The 17,664-nt window shown below is 54.1% G+C and carries 12 protein-coding genes; 4 read left to right on the top strand and 8 right to left on the bottom strand.

Annotation, left to right across the window (positions count from 1 at the left end; translation table 11 throughout):
* Nucleotides 1-121 precede the first annotated feature (121 nt).
* Complete coding sequence (locus AC0YN0_RS05065; RefSeq protein ID WP_475820284.1) at nucleotides 122-841, top strand: hypothetical protein; 720 nt, start codon at nucleotides 122-124, stop codon at nucleotides 839-841.
* Here AC0YN0_RS05065 and AC0YN0_RS05060 read toward each other — a convergent pair.
* Complete coding sequence (locus AC0YN0_RS05060) at nucleotides 838-2,127, bottom strand: ArsB/NhaD family transporter (RefSeq protein ID WP_475820283.1); 1,290 nt, start codon at nucleotides 2,125-2,127, stop codon at nucleotides 838-840. The genes AC0YN0_RS05065 and AC0YN0_RS05060 overlap by 4 nt on opposite strands.
* A gap of 97 nt (nucleotides 2,128-2,224) precedes the next feature.
* Between AC0YN0_RS05060 and AC0YN0_RS05055 the strand changes: the two genes are divergently transcribed.
* Nucleotides 2,225-3,262 carry a YkvI family membrane protein gene (locus AC0YN0_RS05055; protein ID WP_442049199.1) on the top strand — a complete coding sequence of 346 codons (1,038 nt, stop codon included), beginning with the start codon at nucleotides 2,225-2,227 and terminating at the stop codon, nucleotides 3,260-3,262.
* 22 nt (nucleotides 3,263-3,284) lie between these two features.
* Here AC0YN0_RS05055 and AC0YN0_RS05050 read toward each other — a convergent pair whose 3' ends face one another.
* From AC0YN0_RS05050 to AC0YN0_RS05040, 3 genes are read right to left on the bottom strand one after another with little or no spacing between them, the layout of a single operon-like run.
* Nucleotides 3,285-6,575, bottom strand: coding sequence for an AAA family ATPase (locus AC0YN0_RS05050; protein WP_475820282.1), 3,291 nt, complete (start codon nucleotides 6,573-6,575; stop codon nucleotides 3,285-3,287).
* A gap of 53 nt (nucleotides 6,576-6,628) precedes the next feature.
* On the bottom strand, nucleotides 6,629-7,915 hold the full coding sequence (locus AC0YN0_RS05045; protein WP_475820281.1) for a metallophosphoesterase family protein: 1,287 nt from the start codon (nucleotides 7,913-7,915) through the stop codon (nucleotides 6,629-6,631).
* A gap of 42 nt (nucleotides 7,916-7,957) precedes the next feature.
* A complete protein-coding gene (locus AC0YN0_RS05040) occupies nucleotides 7,958-9,085 on the bottom strand; it encodes a glycosyltransferase family 4 protein (RefSeq protein WP_475820280.1) in 1,128 nt (375 codons plus the stop codon).
* A 150-nt stretch (nucleotides 9,086-9,235) separates the two neighbouring features.
* Between AC0YN0_RS05040 and AC0YN0_RS05035 the strand changes: the two genes are divergently transcribed.
* Both AC0YN0_RS05035 and AC0YN0_RS05030 read left to right on the top strand, forming a co-directional pair.
* Nucleotides 9,236-10,408, top strand: coding sequence for a GGDEF domain-containing protein (locus tag AC0YN0_RS05035; RefSeq protein WP_475820279.1), 1,173 nt, complete (start codon nucleotides 9,236-9,238; stop codon nucleotides 10,406-10,408).
* A gap of 151 nt (nucleotides 10,409-10,559) precedes the next feature.
* Complete coding sequence (locus tag AC0YN0_RS05030) at nucleotides 10,560-10,931, top strand: MmcQ/YjbR family DNA-binding protein (RefSeq protein WP_475820278.1); 372 nt, start codon at nucleotides 10,560-10,562, stop codon at nucleotides 10,929-10,931.
* A gap of 31 nt (nucleotides 10,932-10,962) precedes the next feature.
* Here the strand turns inward: AC0YN0_RS05030 and AC0YN0_RS05025 are convergent, their stop codons facing one another.
* From AC0YN0_RS05025 to AC0YN0_RS05010, 4 genes are all read right to left on the bottom strand, one after another.
* Nucleotides 10,963-11,763, bottom strand: a complete 801-nt coding sequence (locus AC0YN0_RS05025) for a polysaccharide deacetylase family protein (RefSeq protein WP_475820277.1) — start codon at nucleotides 11,761-11,763, stop codon at nucleotides 10,963-10,965.
* Nucleotides 11,764-11,793: 30 nt separating this feature from the next.
* On the bottom strand, nucleotides 11,794-12,468 hold the full coding sequence (locus AC0YN0_RS05020) for a DUF1961 family protein (protein WP_475820276.1): 675 nt from the start codon (nucleotides 12,466-12,468) through the stop codon (nucleotides 11,794-11,796).
* Nucleotides 12,465-15,053 carry an exo-rhamnogalacturonan lyase family protein gene (locus AC0YN0_RS05015; protein ID WP_475820275.1) on the bottom strand — a complete coding sequence of 863 codons (2,589 nt, stop codon included), beginning with the start codon at nucleotides 15,051-15,053 and terminating at the stop codon, nucleotides 12,465-12,467. Before AC0YN0_RS05015 ends, AC0YN0_RS05020 begins: the two co-directional genes overlap by 4 nt.
* A gap of 155 nt (nucleotides 15,054-15,208) precedes the next feature.
* Nucleotides 15,209-17,464 carry a helix-turn-helix domain-containing protein gene (locus AC0YN0_RS05010; RefSeq protein ID WP_475820274.1) on the bottom strand — a complete coding sequence of 752 codons (2,256 nt, stop codon included), beginning with the start codon at nucleotides 17,462-17,464 and terminating at the stop codon, nucleotides 15,209-15,211.
* Nucleotides 17,465-17,664: the final 200 nt, after the last annotated feature.

Below are 17,664 nucleotides of genomic sequence, written 5' to 3'. Positions count from 1 at the left end.
ATAGTAAACCTATCGATTTTACGATCTGCATGAGGAAAATATTCCAAAAAGGTGGGCAAAAAGAGAAACTTTTTCCTATTTTTGAGCGTCTTATTCATATAGATAGAAAGGAATGAATGCCATGAAACCACCTAGAGTAGAAACACCTGTACTTGCGAAAATAGCAGCAGCAGCCGTATTCGCATTCCTTATGGCTGGTTGTCAAAGCCCGGCTGAACCTTCAACACCGCCTGTCTCTGAATCTGCGGATGTGCAGCCGCTTCAAGAAGATAATAACGCGAACAGCCCCCAGCAGACGTATCTGGAGGGTGAATATAATCAGGTTCCGTCCGATGGGCCAAGCCCAGGCAGCGCAGGTAAAGAAAGCTTTACTCCCGGCGAGGCGTCTGCGCTCCATAGTGACGAGCCTGATAAGGCTATCGTGAAGACGGAGAGCGAGGGGCAGCACTGGAATCCATCCATTCCGAAGCTTGTCGGAGTTGGCATAGATGATTCCGATGCCGAGATGACCCATTTATTCGGAGAGCCGATGGACAGCTACATCCTTGAAGAAGGAGAAGAATCCGTCACCGTCAATGAGTATGAAGGGTTCGCTGTGGGTATTAACGAGTCGCATTCTGTGCAGTATATTGAAGTATTCAGCAGCCACATACCAGCCGGGCTTAGCGGACTTGCGGTTGGCGACAAGCCGGACACAGCTATTTCTTATCTTGGCAAGCCCTCCACCCAGACCGAATACTTGCTTACATACGAAGCGGATGGCGCAATGCTGAAGATTGACATCGATCCCGTGCTGAACGGCATCGTTTCCATTAAGCTGCTTGCTGCCGCAGACGACTAGGACCAGCTTTGTATACATAATCCAATCAATGATATAAGCAAAATAGGCAGCGTCAGGACGATACCGTATTTCGTATATTCCTTCCACCCGACCTCGACGCCTCCCCGTCTCACAAGCTGCATCCAGAGCAAGGTGGCGAGTGAGCCAATTGGCGTCAGCTTAGCGCCAACTGATGTGCCGATCAAGCTTGCATACGGCAAGTAGTCGGGTCCGTTCACGCCTTCAATCGCAAGCGACGAGATGAGCACGGCCGGCAAATTGTTAATCGCAGAAGCCAGCAAGGCGAATATGAGCCCGGAACCGTAAATGCCGACCCATTCATGCTGTTCCGCCGCCAGCGTCAGCAACGAAGGAAACCAAGCGTCTGCGCCGTGCACATGAAGACTGTATACGACCAAATTCATCGACAAGGCAAATACAATAATAAGCCAAGGCGCTTGCAGCACCGTTTGCTTGAATGGAGCTCGTCCCGCTGCGGCCGAGGCAGCCCATTGGACCGCTGCGCAGCCAAGCGCAATAGCCGCAACAGGAACTCCTAGTCTCTCCGAGCCTAAATAACCGATCATCATGAGAACGATGATGACCCAAGACAGCCGAAACACTCTTTTATCCCCAATAGCGGACGCTGGTTTCGGAAATGTATCCGGTGTCAGATGATCCCCTTCACCCCCTACGATTCCCTTGCGCAGGATGAACGCCGTGACGCCTATGGTAGCCGCTATCGCAAGCGCACCCGGCAGCAGCATTCTCGATGCATACTCCCCAAAAGGAATATGGAAGAAATCCGCCGTTAATATATTCGTTAGATTGCTCATCATGAGCGGAGCGCTTGCCGTATCGGCCATTAACCCGATTCCGAGCAAATAAGCAAGCCTTCCTCCGCGCGTAAGACGCAGCAGCGCCGTCACTTCGAGTACGATCGGCACCATAATAAGGATCGTACCGTCGTTGTTGAAGAAAATCGTAATCATCGCAGCCAATAGAGACAGACAAATAAATAATACGATTTTGCGATGATGAAGACGGTGAACGATATGAAGCGCGGCCCATCGGAAGAAGCCGTTCTGATCAAGCAATGCCGTGAAAATCATAATACCGATTAACGAGAACGTCGCATTCCATACGAAACCCCAAATATAAGAAGCATCCTCTAGCTTCAATAAGCCTGCAATGAAAAGCAGGATAGCGCCCGCAAGCGCGAAAAATGCCTCGTTAATTCCTTTTGGCTTAATCAAAATGAGGATGAGTGCCGCTATAAATACGGCTATAGCAATTGCCATGGTCATGATTGCAGTTCCTTTCTAGCAAATATGTCATGCCTGTCCTCCTTGCGACATAACTTCTTAATAGAGAAGTTTGTTGCCGATTGGAGGAAGGTAGACGATGTGGAAGCGTACAGGCAAAGTACTGCAGATCGCTTCAACCTATGTAGGTACGATTGTAGGAGCAGGCTTTGCATCCGGTCAAGAAATTTTGCAGTTTTTCACCCGATTCGGCTATTACGGCACGTTTACGATTGCGATTGCGACGATGCTGTTCATCTGGCTCGGCGCGAAAATGATGCTGATCGCAAGCGAAATAAACGCCAAATCGTATGAGGATCTCAATAAGGCGCTGTTCGGCGACAAATACGGTCGATGGATCAGCCACTTCATGCTCGTCGTCCTCATGGGCGTAACCGCCGTCATGCTCGCTGGAGCCGGCACCATCTTTTATGAGCATTGGAACATTTCCTACCAGTCAGGTCTGCTGATTACGGCCGTCGCTTGTTATTTCCTGTTGCGCAAAGGGATGAAAGCGATCCTGACGGTTAATTCCATCGTCGTTCCGCTAATGCTCATCTTCACGGTATTCGTTATGTTCGATACGTTCCGCTCTCCCGGTGCGGACAAGTTCCTTACGCTGGCAAGCGATTATTCACCGTTGGCGGCATGGTCGGCGCCATTCTTGTACGCCGCGTTCAATCTGACGATGTCACAAGCCGTTCTCGTGCCGCTGGGGGCAGAGGTGAAGGATCGGAAGACGATTATTGCCGGTTCTTGGGTCGGCGGGATCGGGATCGGCTTCATGCTGCTGGCCGGACATATCGCTTTGTCGGTCCATATGCCCGGCATCCAACAATTCGCTATACCGATGGGCGGCATAGCGAGGCAGCTCGGAAGCAGCGTGCAATTTATTTATGTTTTTCTTATTTTTGCCGAGATCTTCACGACGCTTATCGCGGATATATATGGTCTGACGCTTCAACTGCAGGAACGGATGAAATGGACTCGCGGCGCGCTAACGATTGTCGTCCTCGCCATCTGCTATGTCGCCAGCCAGATCGGCTTCGGCACGCTGCTGTCGACGCTGTATCCGATATTCGGCTTAATCAGTCTCGGTTGGCTGTTTCTCATCATTCGCAGGCAAGCGCAAGCGTGACATCGGGAGTCGGTGTTTGCGATTAATTAGCAACAGAGCTAAGCTCTACAAGCGAAGTTTCGCTGCCGTATTCTAGCAGCGCATCGCGCACATGCTCATGGCAGGTCATTACGATGACCTGCCTTTGCTGTGACAGCTCGGCGATAAGCTTAGCTGCGGCACGCAGCCGATCCTTATCGAAGTTGACGAACACATCGTCCAGCAGCAGCGGCAGCTTCACGTTATGCGAAGCTTCCTCCGCTAAAGCGAAGCGCATCGCTAAGTAGACTAGCTCAGCCGTGCCGCGGCTCAGCAGGTTGCTGTCAATAATACGGCGATCGGCCGTCTCCAGCCTTATCCCCGTCGCTCCAGGATGACTCAGCACCCTTATATATTTACCGTCCGTGAGCGTCTCGATCAGGCTTGAGGCATGACGCAGCACGACAGGCTGACGCTCCTCCTCATAGATGCGTTTCGTCCGGCTAATCAAGGCCGCGCTTACGGCAAGCATCGCATACCGCTCGGCATCGCCATCCAACTGCGCTAAGAGCAGCTCTCTGTCGGCCACCAGCCGCTGACGCTCCTTCGTTTGCAGAAGCTGATCGATCGATTGACGCAGCCGCCCTTTTTGCTCCAGCTGGTCCTTCTGCTGCGATTCGAGCTGCGCAAGCTCATGCACCGCTTCGTCATGGAGCGCGCGCAGCTGCTCCTCGTCATAGCTGTGCAGCAGCTCTTCAAGCTCTGCCAGCCGCTGCTCGCTGAGACCGGCTGTCAGCTCGAGCTGCAGCTTGTTCAGCGCGAGCTCGAGGTCGGTGAGCGTACTAAGATGAAGCAGCGCCTCTTCGTACGCTGCTTCGCTCGGCAGGTCCGCTTCATGCAGCAAAGCTTGCATGAGCGGACGAAGCTCGGCGAGCGAGGATTCGATGCGAGCTATGTGATGCAGCAGCTCGTCTTGCTGCTGCCGGGCGCGAAGCGCCTGTTCTTTGGCGGCGGCATGACGGCGCGTCTCGGCCTGCAGCAGTCGCAGGCCGAGCGCCGGATCTGCCGGCAGTTGCCCTGCTGCGTCAGCGAACGCTGCGCAGAGCTTCGCCGCTTGCGCCTCGAAAGCGGCGAGCTGCTGCGTGACGGCGGCTTGCTTCGCCGTCAGCTTGTCATATTGGCGCAGCCGCTGCATCGCTTGCTCGGCAAGCTCGATCGCTTCGAGCGCCGCTGTCTGCGACATATGCGGCGGCAGCGCCCGCACCTCCAGCCAGCCGCGCCACTCGGCAACGGCTGTTTGCTTCGATAATGCAGCTGAGGCGGCTGCCTCGCTGCGTTCGTTCAATTGCTCTCGCAAGCGGGCGAGCTTACGCGCTTGTTCGCCCATATTGCTTTCCAGCCGCTCCGTTGTCTGAAGCCTTTCCAGCCTTGATTCAACAGCGGCATGCAATCCGCTGCGCAACCGTTCGGCAGCCAATGTCTGCTCTGCCGATCGACCCTCTGCTTGGCTCGCGGAGGATAACAAAGCTGCCGCCGCTTGCTCAGGTTCGCGCACCATAGCGGCAAGCGCAGTCACGAGCTGCTGCTCCCGATCTCGAAGAAATGAGTCATTCGGGTATCGACCGGTTGAGCCTGCGCTGCGACCGCCGCTGCGTGAACGCCTGTCATTAGGCTTCTGACTTCTTCCGAATGCCAGAACCATGAGCACCAGAGCGACGATTGCCAGCACGATGGCGGCAATCCAGCCTAACCCGCTGCCGCCTTCCGCACCGCTAGCTGCGGCGACAATGCCAAGCGCCACCGCAGCTCCGCCCGCTCCTGCCGCTCCAGCCCATACGGGCCCAGCTCCGCCTCGGCCCGCTGCCGCGCCGCGCAAAGCCGACGAGTCTGTCCCGTCGGCCGCAGCGGCCGCGGCAAGACGCGTCCGCTCGAGCTCCCACTCGCGGAAAGCCAAGTCCAGGGCGTTCCACGCCCCACGAAGCGCTTCCCGCGTACGCGGCAAAAGCGCGAAGCCGCCGGCCGCCTGCTCGCCATCCGCGGCCGCTCGTTCGAGCGCCGCCTCCGCTTCGCCGAGCGCGCTCTCCACCTCGCGCTCTTGCCTCTTCAGCGCTTCATGCTCCGCGGCGATCCGCTCTTCGCCGCGCATGCGCTCTTCCTCCTGCTGACGCAGGCCGCGAATATAATCGCGGTCGGCAACCGTCACGCGGAGTTCGCGCAGCTGGCGCTCCGTCCACTCCGGCGCGATGCTGCCCAGCAGCCCGCCTATCGCTTCATCATGCGATAGCAGCTCGGCTCGCAGCTCGGCCAGCTCCAGCTTAAGCAGTCGATAGCCTTCCGCCGACTGCACCATCGCTTCCGTTTCATCGGCGGTATCAATCAACGCTTGATCATATTCGATCGCTTCAAGCTGCTTCTCCGTTATATACATTTGCTGCTTATAGCGCTCCAATTCAGATAAGCGCTCCATCCTCAGGCGCGACAGCTCACGCCAACTGCGTTCCGACTCGGTGTTTATCCGCGCTGCGTAAGCGAACCGCTCGCGCTCCATGAGCAGTTGCTGCTTCTGCAGCCAACCCGCCCTTGAAGAGCAGGCTTTCGCAAGCAATTGCTGCTTGGACGCTAGCCGGGGAAGCGCTTGATCCCGCTCCGCGATCTCTTCCTCCAACCTCTCCGACTGGTGAACGAGCGAATTGTAGGCATCGATGGAATCCTCATGCTTGCGCAGCGCGGCTTCGATCTGTTCCAGCTCCTTAAGCTGCTTGTTCATCGTTTTCGTCGATCCCTTAGGCTTGAACAGCTCCTCCATCTCATCCCGCAGCTTTTTCTCGGCCGCAGCGATAGACTTGCCGTTATCCCAGCCCGCCTGATACAAATATTGACCAAGCTCCTCGCCGGATAAAGCTCCGACCTGCTGAAGCTCCGATAAGGTCACGGCGAACAATTGTCGATACATTCGATCGCCGATACCGCCCAAATATCGCCTCTCCAGCTCCGCTTGCAGCAACTGTACGCCTTCTGCCAGCCCGCTGTTGCTGCCGGCCTCCGCATTAAGCTCGCGCAGCGACAGCTTCCCTGAACCGTCCGTCGCATAGCGCTGAATGACATACGAGCTGCCCATCCCGTCACGCCAGAACAGACGGCCGCCATGTCGGCCGCCGTTCACCGGCTCCTGCCGCTCGGGAGCCTGTGCCGAGCCTCGGTTCGCGAAGCCGTACAGCATCGTCCGAATGAAGCCGAATACGGTGCTTTTGCCAGCTTCGTTCGGTCCATATAAAATGGTAACGGGAGCATCTAGATCGACCTTTGCGTCATGCAATTGGCCGAACCCGTCGATCTCAGCCTCCACAAGCCTCATTGTTATTCCCCCTCTAACTGATCTGCCTTCAGCCCGGGCGAAGCGCTCAGCTCCTATCCATTTCCGCGCTCCTCTTCCGCAATAAGTCCAATCACATGCTCTCGCGATCGCTCCAGCCATCGCTCAGGCAGCTCTTCCCACTTGCTTCGCAGCAGCTTGCCTAACTTCTGATTTCCCGCCATCACCTGGACCGCATCTTTCGCGAATGCCCGCCAGCTCTCGTCGCTGGACGCAAGCTCGGTGCTTAATCGGCACAGCTCGCCGGCGAAGCTGTCCTCCTCTGCTATCTTCATCCAATCCAGCTCGGAGGCAGTCATATTGTCGAGCTCATATACCCATATCATTCGATCGCCGCTCTCCTCGCTTTGCTCCTGAAGCTGTCCCAGCAGCGCAGCGATAGCCTGCGGATCTGATAATTGCCTATGAAGCGGACCTCGCCCTGCGAGCTCCAATCGAATCATTACAGAGCGCCCTTCCGCATCCAGACCAAGCCTAGTCATCGACGCTTCAAGCTGCTGCAGCAGCTCATGCTCCGATGGGATGCCGGCAATTGACACTTGCTCGTCCAGCCAACGCACATTGTCCAGCGGCGTGAACCTAAGCTCTACCGCTCCCGCTGCCGTCACATCCACGATATAGCAGCCCTTCTGCCCGGTCTCCCGCGGGTTTCTGCCCTGCGTATTGCCCGGATAGACGACATGCGGATATTCATGAAGCACTTTGCGGTGATGAATATGTCCCAGCGCCCAATAATGAAAGCCTGCATTACTCGTAAGCTCGTCCAGTGTACAAGGCGCGTAGGGATCATGTCCGTTATCGCCGCCTACGTTGCCGTGCAGCATGGCGATGTGGAACGCAGCTCCTGGCATTGACCGGTAACGAATCGCTAAGTTTTCAGTTACGCTTCGCGATCCGTACGAAATGCCGTAAACAAAAGCAGCCAGCTCACCATCTCTTCGGTAAGCCGGCTTATGCTCGATATGATCTGCGCCAAATATATGTACATTCGAGGGCAGCTTAAGCTCTGCCCTTGCCCCGCTAAGCGGATCATGATTGCCATGAATAACGAAAACGGCGATGCCATGAGCGGCAAGTCGCTCCCATTCGCGTACAAGCCGCAGCTGTGCGCGAAGTGAGCGATCGGCTGCATCGAACAAATCGCCTGCCAGCACGACAAAATCGACCTTCTCGGCAACTGCCGTATCCGTTAATTGGCGCATAGCAGCGAAGGTCGATTCGGTTAGCCGTTCCCGAAGCGCTTCCGGCGCCTTGGCCAAACCTTTGAACGGACTGTCCAAGTGCAAATCCGCTGCATGAATGAATCGAAACGGTACTGCCATGAACTCAATCCCCGCCTCTGTCTCTATATTAGCCGAGTAGCACTACTCCGGCTTAAGGTTGGTATACACTTTTTTGAGCTGTGAAATGACCCGTTGCAAGGAGTATACTTTTTTGGCTTTGTCCCAGCCTGCACGCGCTAGATTATAGCGGTAAGTAGGATCTGTTACGACCTTCTCCAGCGCATCGGCGAGTGCGAGCGGATCTTCCGGCGGAACGAGCAGCCCGTTGACGCCGTCATCGATTTGTTCAGCGATACCTCCGACATTCGTTCCGACTAGGGCCAGCCAGCATAACGCTGCTTCTGCGAACACGGAGCCGAACGCCTCCGCCCGTGACGGCAGAACGAATACATCAAAGAACGGCATGAACTCCTCCGGATGAAGCATATAGCCGTAAAAAATAATATCGTCGTACAAGTCCAGCTCCACCGCGAGCGCCTCCAGCTCCTCGCGAATCGGTCCGTCGCCGATAATATGAAGCACGAACGGATTTCCTCTGCGCTTTAGCTCGGCGCAAGCCTTCAACAAAATATCGAGTCCCTTTGCCGGCACGAGCCTGCAGACCGTAATAAGCTGCGTCACTTCATTTTCATGCGCGCTCGGCCTGAATCGTTTCTCATCGAAGCCGTTCGGTATCACTTTTATAGCCTCAGGGTGTTTAACTTGCGGCGCAATATAGGAACGGAACGACTCCGATACGGTCAACAGCTGATCCGTCTTCGCTTCCAGCTCCCCATATATTTTCATTAAAAATTGATGCTCCGGTCCACCCTCTTCGATTCTTCCGTTCAAAATAAGCTCGCGCTCATAACTCGAGTGAATCGTCATCGCTACCGGCGTATCCGGGAACACCTGCTTCATGACGAGAGCTGCGATCGGATGATGCGCATGTATAATATCAAACGAGCGATTAAGACGAAGCCGTGTCCACCATACGTAATCGCGATACGTTTGAATGTATTTGTCGACCATTGCATTACCGCTGAATTCCGTCCAATCGAACGTTTGGAAAACAACATCCTCTTGCCCCTTGCCTCTTACCCGCTTAGGCAGCGAAAATAACTCCATCTGCCAACCCAGCTTAATGAATCTTTCCTGTATATAAGGGACCATCGATGACACCCCGCCCGGCTGTTCCGGGGGGAAAAACAAAGCTTGCAATATATTCATGTGTCCCACACTCCTTCTTCCTGCTTCGTACCCGTTTACGCTCGGCATACAATGTGTCCAAAAAGCTTTTCCGTCACCGTAAAACATGATATATTAGAACATATGTTTCTGTAAAGCTAGTACATAACTACTTGATAACGAGGTTTAGACATGACAATTATTCAATGGCTTACGGGACCTAACGGACAGCTATTCTCTTCGGCGGCTGTCATCATTATTCTTATTCTTATGCTCTTTATGTCCATCAAGCTTTACGTCAGCTATCGCAACAAAGGGATCTATAAGTGGCTCACAAGCGCAATTCCGCTCATCATAGCCGAGCAAGTATTGCTCATTCTGCTCGCGTATCCCGGCTGGTCGTTATCGCCATGGGTCTATCTAACCGCGACGGTGCTGCAAATCATTTCATTTATTATTATAAACTTTGTTTTCATGAAATTATATACTCATCGTTCCGCTCAGCTGAAAGTAATTCCTTTCATTATTATGATTATGTTAACGATCGTCATAGCAGGCGTTCAGTACGCAATTAATCCGTTCACGCCAGGGGCAGTTCCGGCCGGCTCGATACTGACCTTTCCGGCGCTTGATTTCTATGCCGTTATAGTGACGTTCATCATTCTGCTTGATACGCGCGGAGCCGAGATGAATGCGAAGTATAACGCAAGCCTTATTGTTTTCTTTATCTACGAGCTTTCTCGGCTTGCTGACAATTATTTGTTCCAAGGCTCGCTGTCATGGCTCATTCTGCTTAGCCATCTACTGCCGATCATCTATTATACGATATTATTTTTACTGCTCTTTGATTGGGTTATTGATCGGCTTATCTCGACCTATCAATCCTCTGTTGTAGACGGCCTGACCGGGCTTTACAACCGGCGCCACTTCTCGGCCAGGGCGCAGAAGCTGCTCGCCCAGAACCGGCCAATGGCTATTATCTTCTGTGACATCGACAACTTCAAGAAGCTGAATGATACGCATGGCCATCACAAAGCTGACGGCGTATTGAAGCAAGTAGCCGAGATCCTTAAGGAAGAAACGAGCGGCATCGGCTCTGCCGGGCGTTATGGCGGCGAAGAGCTGCTGGCTTGCATGACCGCAGACAAAGTCAAACCGGAGATCGTTGCGGAAGCGATACGCAGACGCGTCGAGCAGGAGACGATGGTTACCATCAGCGTTGGCGTCAGCACGAATAAGGAAGGCAAGGAAGTGCAAGAGCTTGTCAAACAAGCCGACGAAGCGATGTACCACTCCAAGACGACCGGCAAAAACAAAGTAACGATGTTCAAAGCCATCTCATCCGCTTCCAAAAAATCAATGTAATTCAGCAGAAATCCCCGCCTACGCGTATACGCAGAAAGCGGGGATTTCTTTTACGATGAATCTATTTTGGATTTTGGATTCGTTATGCAATCGTGATACGATTGCGAATAGACTATGGATTCATAATACGCACCTATTGGAGGATTAAACGATGACACATGATTTGAGCGGCATCCAAACAGCTAAGGGAATGGATATGCTGAAGCATGTCCGTACCATTTGCAACCCGCTTCCCGAAGTAACGGAATGGATTGACGGCCACGGCCATACAACCTTTAAAGTGAAAGACAAATCGTTCATCATCATGAGCGATCATGGCATCACCTTCAAATCGGACTTAAGCAATCAGGAAATATTGCTCCAAGAGGATCGCTTTTTCAAACCTGCTTATATCGGCCATCGCGGCTGGGTCTCGATCAGCGACCCCGAGGATTGGCAAGAGATGGCTATTCTATTGAAAGAGGCCTACATGCATGCCGCCCCGAAGCGCTTGTTGAAGCAGCTGTTAGAAACCGAGCATTAAGGAAGGTTCATGCGATTCGTACACCTCATATTTAAGCCAATTTTACCGTGCCGCCGCTCTTAACCTCGACGATCTGCCCGTCTACGCTTAGCCATACGTTCATTGCCGACGCATTATAAACAAAGCTCATGTCCGCTGAAAATTTCAACAAGCGATACGATTTCATGTAATCGACGATTTCCATATTCGTAGCGTACCAGATGTTGTCTTGGCCCGATATTCGCTCGCAGAAGCTTTCAATCAATTCCCAATTGTTATCGTTATCGAATTCATAGCTATGTCCCCAAACGTACATCAAATATAAATATTGGGATTTATGAAGACCCATGAATGCATCGGTCCTCTCCAGCAAGCGGTCGTTATGATGGCAGGTCGGCTGCCACTCATGCCAGTCGTCGGGTATGCCGAACCCGCCCGTCGTCTGAACCGTTCTCGCATATTCGATGCCCAAATAAGGCAACATCCCTTTGATCTCTTGGTTAAAAGAGCCATTTGGATACGACATCCCTCTGACGGTATAGCCGGCGAGCCGCTCCAGCTTTTTCCTGTCTTCCATGATTTCATGCACAAGCTGCTCTCTTGGAATACGCGCGATCGTTGGATGGGTCAGCGTATGGGCAGATACCTCATGACCTTCATACAGATTCGCGGCTTCCTCTTCGGAAATCCGGTTTCCATTCCCGAACAGCCCGCCGTTTAAGTGAAACGAGCCTTTTATGCCGTAACGGTTAAATAGAGATATCAGCCTGCGGTCGGCCGTCGTACCGTCGTCGTAGCTCATCGTTAGCGCCTTGTGCTTCCCTCCCGGGAAACATAACAATACGTTGGGCATGCGTTAAATCCTCCTATTTGTTCATCTTCCTTACGCGGAGCCGAATACTTTCAAATTCGCATACTCCGCTATAAAAGGCGCCATTTGGCGAAAGCCGATCTTGCCCGCTCCGTGCAGCGGACCTAAGGTTGCGCCGTCATCCTCCCATGCGAGAATAGGCAGCCCGTTAATCGTAAAATCGATTCGCGTTCCCCGCTTCAGGAGCAGCATCTCGTAAGAGGAATAGCAATCCAAGACGGAGGGCAATGGGTCAGCTCCTTGCGCCGCCAGATGAAACCCCCGGCTTTTGCGCAGATTGCAGGTGTGAAACTGTCTTTCCTCGGCCCATCGCCTGCGATAATACGATAAGTGAAACGCATTATTGTCGCCGCTGTGATACTGATCGTATATGCCAGAGCGAGGCATTAACGACGGATCGAATAGGTCGATACCGCCCGCGCCGCTAGCGGCAAAAAACAGAATCGCCAGCCCCGGCTCACGGATCGGCCGGAATTGCCATACGACGGCCATGTCCGCCGGAAAGTCATGCGGGCACCAAAGGACGAAATTCGCCTTTTGCCCTTCCTCCGCGTCCCTTGCGCTTTCCAGCCGCAGCCGCCCCAACGGAAACGACATAGCTGCTTCCCCTTCCATCCGGAAGTCGGCCAAGTCTGCCGGAGCGGCAAGCGGATTATGATAGAGCAGCCTCCACTCCGGCGGGATCATCGGACCGTCTCCGCTTCGCCGACAGGCAGCCATTCCGGAATCAGCTCAAGGCTGATTATCGTATTAAGCGACCATTGCGCCGCTTCGTTCGTGTTGATCCAATCGATCTCGCTTAAGGAGTCGACATACGTCACCGTTTCCGCCTCCTTCCGCAAATCTGTCTTGGCGAACGGATTGTCCAGCAGCACGGACCACGCATGCTGCGCCGTCCATTCGTCCTGTCTGTAATAAGCACCGAATGCCGCAATCGCAATGCTCAGTACCGGATGATGGAAGCTGTCATGGCTGATCGCTCCGCCCGTTATGAGGTCCTTTCGCTCCTGCGGCAGGTTGTAATAGATGCCGAAGTCGGCCATCATCGCTTCCCATTGCGGATCCTTAAGCATTGCGGCCAGCTCGAACCATATTTGCGGCGCGCCCATGCAGATCGCGAGGTGGCGGCCCCAGTTATCGTCGCCAAGCGGCGTAAGCTTGCTCGTGCGAGGATCGTAGCCATATGTCGGTCCTGAGATCAATCCGTAATTCGCATCCTTGACGCAATCGATTCCCGTTACAATTTTGTCCCGATAGGCCGTATCCTCGAACCGCTCCCATCTCGTCATCCAATTCGAGCTGAATGCGGCCCAGTCCGGACCGATTCGGATATGCGTAGGATGTTCGTCCTTCGGAAAATAAGCGCGCATCGGATCGAGATTGACCGTCGAGAAATCGGCATCCTTCACCTCGTCCATCAAATCGCCTATCCGCTCATCAGCGGTCAAATAGTAATAGTAGCGGTGAAGGCCGGCCATCGCGATTCGCGCCTCCTTGCAGCCGCAGCCCCAGTGGACGACGTTATGCCTGGAGCCTAGACCGGCATATTCCCCGAAATGATAGACGTCCACTTCGCTTGTATGTCTGGTCATCGCTTCCGCAAGCCTGAACAAGTCGCCTCGTCCCGAACGCAGGAACATGACCCATAACCACATATTCGGGACAAGCTCGGTGTTTTGCCAAGCGCAGCCCCCGAGATCGTAGTTCCATACATGTCTGACCGGATCGTAGCTGTGCATGAAATCGCCGTAATCCCAGAAACCGTACCATTTGCGCTGCTCCACTTCGGACATGTAAAAGGAAGCAATGCCGTCCAGCCGCTCCTCCAACAACGCTTTGGCCGGCGTGCTACTGTCCGGCAAGCTCCACAAACCGAATGCGCGGACTTCATGGAAGTACTCCGGCTCGCATACAAGCAGCGGCTGTGCATCCGTTTGCTCCTGCATTGCCCTTAGCCGATAAGGCGAAGGCGTTTCCTCTTCGCACCATACCGTCAACTCGCTCGTATTGGCGATACCGTAAGGCGTTGCCCGCAGCTCCTCCGCGCCTTCGTACGATGACTCCACATGCGTCTTCGTATCGTAATGACGCAGATCCATCGCCTCTCCGTCCGGCGACCAGAACCATGCGGTGAGGGACGCTTCGCTTCCCGCCGTTCCGTGAATGTCCAAGCCCGACGGATGCTTCCGCCAGAAGTCCCGAACGCCGACTGCAAGGCCCCCGCCTTCGCCGCCTGCGAATGCAAGGCCGCCTGCCCGCTTGCCTTCGGCTGATTTCACCCAGCAGCATTGCGCCTGCGTGCGCTTCCAGATGCCGTAATGATCGGCCGATCGCTGCACCAGCTTGTAATCGTCCCATACGGCCGAGTCGTCAAGCAGGCCGAGGAAATAACGATCCTCCTCGGCGTCGAACTCGACTGGCGCGCCTTGCGTCTGCCGTTCGAACAGCTCGCGGTATTTTCCCTTCGTTCGCCTCGTATGCAGCGTCTTCGGCGATTCGTTGAAGAAGCCGCTGTCTCCCGCGAGTCTTACGTGGCGGTTGTACAAAGGTCCTCTCATCGGAACCGCGAACGAAATGCCAAGCGCTTTGATAAAATCCTCGTTTGGATTGCCGTCATATTGAAACGTATGAACGACACGGATCGTCCCGAGTCCGGCATAGAAATATAAGCGCAGGGAGAACGGCAGCCACTCTCTGCCGGAGTTTCCGCTGCGATGCTTTCCTTCCAGCTTCACGACCGCCCTGACCGGACCGTTTTGCTCAACCGTCACGCTGCGGATGCGCCCTTGGAAAGGTTCTTGGCGGATCGTTGTCGCGCCCGAAACGCCGCTTCGGCTCTCCTTAATCGATACAAGCGTTGCGCCGCTGCAGATTTCGCTGCCGCTTCGTACGATGCTTTCGATAAGCTTGTCTCCTTGCATTCGTATCGTACAGCTCATCACTCCCGTATCAAGCAGAATCGTTTCCTCCGTCTCGCGTACTTTGACGCATGCTGGTCCGGAAGCACCCGCTCCCTTTGTAACCCGATAGCCGTCATGCCGCGCGCTCGGCAGCGCTGCCGCATGGGCGGACCACTTGACGCTGCCGTCCGGCCAATAAGCAGCCGGCCAGCTTTGCATCGCGACCGGACCGCTGCCGTCCGCGGCGTGCAGGACAAGCTGTTCGTCCCGGCGCAGCTCGCCCTCCTTCCACGGAATTCCCCACGTTACTCCGGCAGCTAAAGCCGCCGGCTCGTTAAGCCAACGAAGCTTGATAGACAATGGCAATGACAATCGAATCAGCCCTCCTCGTTCCCCTAAGCATATGTGTACAACCTACGGTCATCGTATAGCGGCTCGCGATTGCCGGCAATTAGATATTATTGCTTGCGGAACGAATCGGCGCTTGCACATTTTGTCCCCGTTTGCACTATATTGTCCGACAGTACCTATGACTGGCTAAGCTCGCGGTAGCGGCTTGGCGTCATGCCCTCCAGCTTCTTGAATATGCGATTGAAGTAGCTGTGCTGATAGCCGACCTGCTCGGCGACGTCGTTGATTTTGAGCCCCGATTCCCGCAGCAGTTCTTTCGCCTTTTCCATTCGCAGACCCGTCAAATAATCGATGAAGTTTTTGCCCGTTACCTGCTTGAACGATTTGCTAAGGAAAAACGGGTTCATCCCGATATGATCCGCGCAGTGGTCGAGCGACACGTCCTTCATGTAATTTTGCTGCAAATACACCATCGCTTGCTCGATCAGTCGTTTCACCTGATAATCCGAACGGTTGCCGAGTTCCCCTAGAAAAGGCGCGCATACTTTATTTCGGAACCAGGCGAGAATGAGCTGCGGCTCCCTGATTTGCGACAGCTGCTCGTACATATTCACGCATCTGAACAAGCGGTTCGGCTGAATGCCGGATACCATGATGGCATGCTGCACGCTGCCGAGCAAATGCAGCATGCCCTGCTGAACGTCGACCGCCTTCGCCCCCGCCTGCGACAAAGCGGCTAGAAAAGCGTTCAGCAGCTCATAAGCATCGCTTTCCTGGCCTGTGCGCAGCGCCTGTATGAACTCCCGCTCGAGCGCAAAAGGATATGCCTGCTCGGCCGCTCCTTCTCCGACCGCATGCAGCCGGCTCATCGCGATCATTTGATTTTCGTTATTGAAATAACGCTGATTGGCGGCATGCTTGACCTCTTCGAAAGCCAACGGAATTTGAGCGACGGCATCCGACGGCTCGCTGATCGCAATCGTCAGCCGCATATTCAGGATGGAATTGACCGCATGGGTGAGCTCTTCGCCGAACAGGGCCAGCTCCTCCTCGCAGCTATCATCCTTTGGCGCAATGACGAGAAGCCCCGCGGCAAGATCATGGAAATTAATCGCTTTGCTTTGCTCGAAATGTTTGGCGGCAAACTCCTCGATCATATTTACCGCGGCGAACGTCACGAGACCTTCGTCCCCGTATTTGAATTTCCCTTCCAAGCTCGCAATGCCGGTCAACTGCACGTATATGACGATAAAACGATGATTGCTTACGTCCCATTTGTACCGTCCCATCCGCTCGAGCAGGTCCTCCTCCGAATACGCGTACAGGTAGCCTTGCAGCAGTTGATGAAGAAAGCTCTCCTTCACGTATGGAAGCTGTTCGGACAACCTCGTATGGAGCTCCGTGCTTTCGCGGTTCAAATGGTTCCATTGCCGCTCGATTAGCGAGAATTCGTCCCCACGGTCATCCGCAAGAGGCTTCTCTCCAAGCAGGACGTTCATAAGCCGCTTGACCGGCGAATAGATGGTGCGCGACGCAAACCAGGCAAGGACTGCCGCTAGCAGCAATGCGCTTAAGCTAACCGTGAAGATAAGCTTCGAAATAAGGACGACCGGCGCGGTGATGCTCGATATCGGCGAAGCGGACACATAGGTCCAGCTGTCTGCAATGCGCGAGAACTTGCCATAGGTCACTGTGAACGTAGCTCCGTTCCATTGGAGCAGAAACGAATCCTCCGCCTTTCCTCGCTCAGCGATTGCTTCTTTCAGCTGCTCGACGAACGCCGATTCGGAGTCACTTTCGCCGGTAGACGCAAACAAACTGCCGTTATCCTGCAGGAGAAAGGTCTTGCCGCCGTCATACGGCGTCATCGTGCGAAGCATATCTCCTACTTTCTCGTTGTCCAGCCTTATATACAACGCGCCGAACGGCTTCAGGCTTCCTCCGGGAATCTGATGAACGAGCGTCAGCTCTTTCGACTGGGGACGCTGGGCATTAAAGGACATGTCCGTCCAATACGCCACTTTGCCTGATTGAAGCAAGCTGTCGTATATTGTTTTCTCTTGCTCGGAGGAAATCATGCCGTATTCGGGATCGAACAGGACTGGCTGTCCCTCTCCGCCCAAATATAGCCCGACCAGCTTATTCATCGTATTCGAGCCTTGCATAACGAGCAGCGTCTTGGTGATGTCGCGCGCCTTCTCGAAATCCTGGATAAAATTGCGGCTGGAAAGGCTGTAATCGAATTTCGTATCGAACGCCCAATGCGACAGCATGAGCTCCAAATTCGTCAGCTGCGCATCGATGTTGCGTGCTCTCTGCTCGATCTGCTTGTTATGCATCTGCAGCAGCTCGCTCTTCAGCTTGCCTCCCGCCATCCCGTACACGAGCGCGCCGGTGATGAGCCCTGGAATGCTCGTGACGATCAGGATCATAATCAAGCTTTTGCGATAAAAACTTCCCTTCGTTGTCCCCTTGCCGCTGTTTCTTTGAAAAAGCTTTCGTAACCTTTCAAATCGCATATTCTCACCAACCGACTTCAAAATGGTGTTACGCACAGCGCATGTTTCCATATGTAAACGTATTCAATTCTATGTTCAAGAATAAACCGCAGTTCCCCTCGAGAACAAGACCT

This window comes from Paenibacillus sp. J22P218, from assembly GCF_056269195.1.
The sequence above is the reverse complement of the archived record's forward strand: the minus strand, read 5'-3'. Positions and strand labels throughout refer to the sequence as shown.

Excerpts from the sequence above, each read along its gene's own strand:
- AC0YN0_RS05065 (WP_475820284.1), top strand. The coding sequence starts at position 122 with ATGAAACCACCTAGAGTAGAAACACCTGTACTTGCGAAAATAGCAGCA.
- AC0YN0_RS05060 (WP_475820283.1), bottom strand. The coding sequence starts at position 2,127 with ATGACCATGGCAATTGCTATAGCCGTATTTATAGCGGCACTCATCCTC.
- AC0YN0_RS05055 (WP_442049199.1), top strand. The coding sequence starts at position 2,225 with ATGTGGAAGCGTACAGGCAAAGTACTGCAGATCGCTTCAACCTATGTA.
- AC0YN0_RS05050 (WP_475820282.1), bottom strand. The coding sequence starts at position 6,575 with ATGAGGCTTGTGGAGGCTGAGATCGACGGGTTCGGCCAATTGCATGAC.
- AC0YN0_RS05045 (WP_475820281.1), bottom strand. The coding sequence starts at position 7,915 with ATGGCAGTACCGTTTCGATTCATTCATGCAGCGGATTTGCACTTGGAC.
- AC0YN0_RS05040 (WP_475820280.1), bottom strand. The coding sequence starts at position 9,085 with ATGAATATATTGCAAGCTTTGTTTTTCCCCCCGGAACAGCCGGGCGGG.
- AC0YN0_RS05035 (WP_475820279.1), top strand. The coding sequence starts at position 9,236 with ATGACAATTATTCAATGGCTTACGGGACCTAACGGACAGCTATTCTCT.
- AC0YN0_RS05030 (WP_475820278.1), top strand. The coding sequence starts at position 10,560 with ATGACACATGATTTGAGCGGCATCCAAACAGCTAAGGGAATGGATATG.
- AC0YN0_RS05025 (WP_475820277.1), bottom strand. The coding sequence starts at position 11,763 with ATGCCCAACGTATTGTTATGTTTCCCGGGAGGGAAGCACAAGGCGCTA.
- AC0YN0_RS05020 (WP_475820276.1), bottom strand. The coding sequence starts at position 12,468 with ATGATCCCGCCGGAGTGGAGGCTGCTCTATCATAATCCGCTTGCCGCT.
- AC0YN0_RS05010 (WP_475820274.1), bottom strand. The coding sequence starts at position 17,464 with ATGATCCTGATCGTCACGAGCATTCCAGGGCTCATCACCGGCGCGCTC.